We start from the raw sequence: 2,477 nt of genomic DNA, 5'->3' as shown, positions 1-2,477 counted from the left end.
GGTGTTTCTCTAGTATGCCAATAAATCACTGCCCAATTTGTGGGTTCAAATCAGATGAAAATTATATATCCATTTCTGAGTTGAGATCTTCATTCGATATTTGTAATTGTTGTGGCTGTGAATATGGAAACGATGATAATGTCATGTTTTATGAAAAATGGGTTAAAGGCGGTTGTGCTTGGTTCAATATCAAACTTAAACCGCTAAATTGGTCGCTAGAGGCTCAAATTGATAGTCAAATAAGACCTTGGCCTCCAGTATAAAAAACACCTAACAAGTCAATTCAGCAGGACAAAAAACAGTTGGTTTTGCTCCTGCGTCGCTAATTTTAACCAACTGATTTTTGCCTCTGATTGAGGCGTTAGGTGACCTATCAATGAAAGTCTTGAGTCTGATTCTAATGCTATTATTTCTAGCTGCTTGTACTTCCACTATGACGATGGATGAAGAGGTAGAACAAAATAGAAAGCAGGCTTTAAGTAAGATAGATATCCTCGGCTGTCTTATGGAAGGAAAAGTTATAGCAAGCGTAGGCATGTTTGCTACTCCATCTTGTATAAAGTTACACTCAGATGGCGGAAAAATTTGCCAAGATAGTTCTGATTGTGAAGGTATGTGTACCTCTAAAGAAGTTCTTGATAATGGAGTTAAAGCTAATGGTTTTTGCCAAGTTGGTTTGGGTGATCCTAGCTGTTATAACGAGATTGCTAACGGTATTGCAGAAAATGCAATTTGTGCTGACTAAGTCACCTAACAAGCTGTTTAACAAGGACAAAATACAGTTGGCTGTTTTCGTTCCTCAACATTTTAGCCAACTATATTTTGCCCATTAACAGGGCGTTATGTGCCTAGCACTATTTACGATCGTGGAGTTGAATTAATTGAGTCATTTAAGTGGGTATTTGCTATTACCAATTAGTCTAATCATTGGTTTCTCTTTAGCATCTCAAGCTGGGGTTAATTCCCAACTGAGGCAAGCCTTAAGTAACCCTATACAAGCTGCTTTTATTTCATTTCTGGTTGGTACAATTATTCTGGGTATTCTTGCATTAATTCAAGGAGATTCATGGTTTAAACCTAACGCTTTTAAAACTATACCTTGGTGGGCTTGGTTAGGTGGGCTACTTGGTGCTTTTAATATTGCCATGTCTATATTCTTAGCGCCCAAATTAGGAGCCTTAGTTTTAGCTATTTCAATAGTTTGTGGGCAAGTTATTGCTTCTTTAGCTCTAGATCAAAATGGTTGGCTTGGGTACCCCAAAATTGAAATTACATTTAATCGTGTTTTAGGTGCTTTATTTTTAATCGTAGGTATGTTTTTAGTTGCTAAGAAATAGGCACATAACAAGTCATTAAAGCAGGAAAATTTACAGTTGGCTGTTTTCACTGCATTCAACATTTTAGCCAACTATAAATTTCCTCTTAATGAGGCGTTAGTTGCCAGAGATAACCATGCATTTATACGAAATCGATAGATATGCTGCAAGTCACCCTGATTGGGAAGGTTCATTCTCCGAAAGGTTGTATGAATATTGTGAATGGAATTCTCAAGAATTTTGGAAGCTTCATAAGGAATTAATTGATTTAGCGATCTGGTTAAGAAATTACGAAAGTGTAGATAAGCAATTAGTGGGTAAAATTCTCGGCATACAAAAATCGGTATGGACAATGATTTCAGCACATTTTAATAAAAATGATATTGTAACTTTAAGTGGGGTTACAGATGATGAGCTTCATGAATTTATTGGACGTTTTGATTTAGCTATATTGGGAATAGCTTCAGGAGAGGTTTTGCCTGAAAAAAGTTTTGATCTTGTTAATCCGCTAATAAAAGGCAACTAACAAGGCGTTTAAACGGAACTAAAACAGTGGGTTACGTTTCGCTTCGCTACACATTTCAACCCACAATTATAGTCCGCTTAACGCGGCGTTAGTGTGTTCATCAAGGATCGAGTGTTTAATTTATATGATTGAATCAATTGAGAAAGACGTAAAGTCATATGAGGCTAAAGCAGGTGCTATGCTTGGCGCTATTAACACCTCAATATTTTTTATCGTGTTGTTTTCTATCTATGTTTTAATGCCCGATTTTTTTCAATCAATTTGTGAAATTTTATCTCGAACAATGCTATCGTTGATTGATGAAGCATCTACTGAGCCCAACTCAGGCAATGGTTTACGTGGTGCTTCAGAGGTATTTCTTTCCTTATCAAAATCTCGAGACACAGTAGGTGATTTAAAAGGAGTTCTTACTACTATTCCTGTTTTATTTGCAGCAATATTTGCTGGTAGTTATGTAAATTACAGACTTATTTTTAACAAGCTGCATGAACTTAATATGTTAAAGCATAAAGAAAACATAAAAAAAAGTGAGCTGGAATACACTAACAAGCAAATTAACAAGGACACGTAACAGTTGGCTACGTTTCGCTTCGCTCACAATTTTAGCCAACAATTACGTAGCCTAGTATTTGGGC

5 protein-coding genes are annotated in these 2,477 nt (G+C 36.3%); all 5 read left to right on the top strand.

Annotation, left to right across the window (positions count from 1 at the left end):
- A partial coding sequence (locus tag SANK73390_RS15595; protein ID WP_462767071.1) for a hypothetical protein occupies positions 1-263 on the top strand: 263 nt, incomplete at its 5' end.
- Positions 264-376: 113 nt separating this feature from the next.
- Positions 377-745, top strand: a complete 369-nt coding sequence (locus SANK73390_RS15590; RefSeq protein ID WP_462767069.1) for a hypothetical protein — start codon at positions 377-379, stop codon at positions 743-745.
- Positions 746-881: 136 nt separating this feature from the next.
- On the top strand, positions 882-1,337 hold the full coding sequence (locus SANK73390_RS15585) for a DMT family transporter (RefSeq protein ID WP_342884748.1): 456 nt from the start codon (positions 882-884) through the stop codon (positions 1,335-1,337).
- Positions 1,338-1,437: 100 nt separating this feature from the next.
- Positions 1,438-1,842 (top strand): hypothetical protein, encoded by a 405-nt coding sequence (locus tag SANK73390_RS15580; RefSeq protein ID WP_462767065.1) that lies wholly within the window; start codon positions 1,438-1,440, stop codon positions 1,840-1,842.
- A gap of 124 nt (positions 1,843-1,966) precedes the next feature.
- Positions 1,967-2,413: a hypothetical protein gene (locus SANK73390_RS15575; protein ID WP_462767062.1), complete on the top strand. Its 447-nt coding sequence runs from the start codon at positions 1,967-1,969 to the stop codon at positions 2,411-2,413.
- Positions 2,414-2,477: the final 64 nt, after the last annotated feature.

Source organism: Pseudoalteromonas sp. SANK 73390 (assembly GCF_054966645.1).
This window is presented reverse-complemented; position numbering and strand designations above follow the sequence as displayed.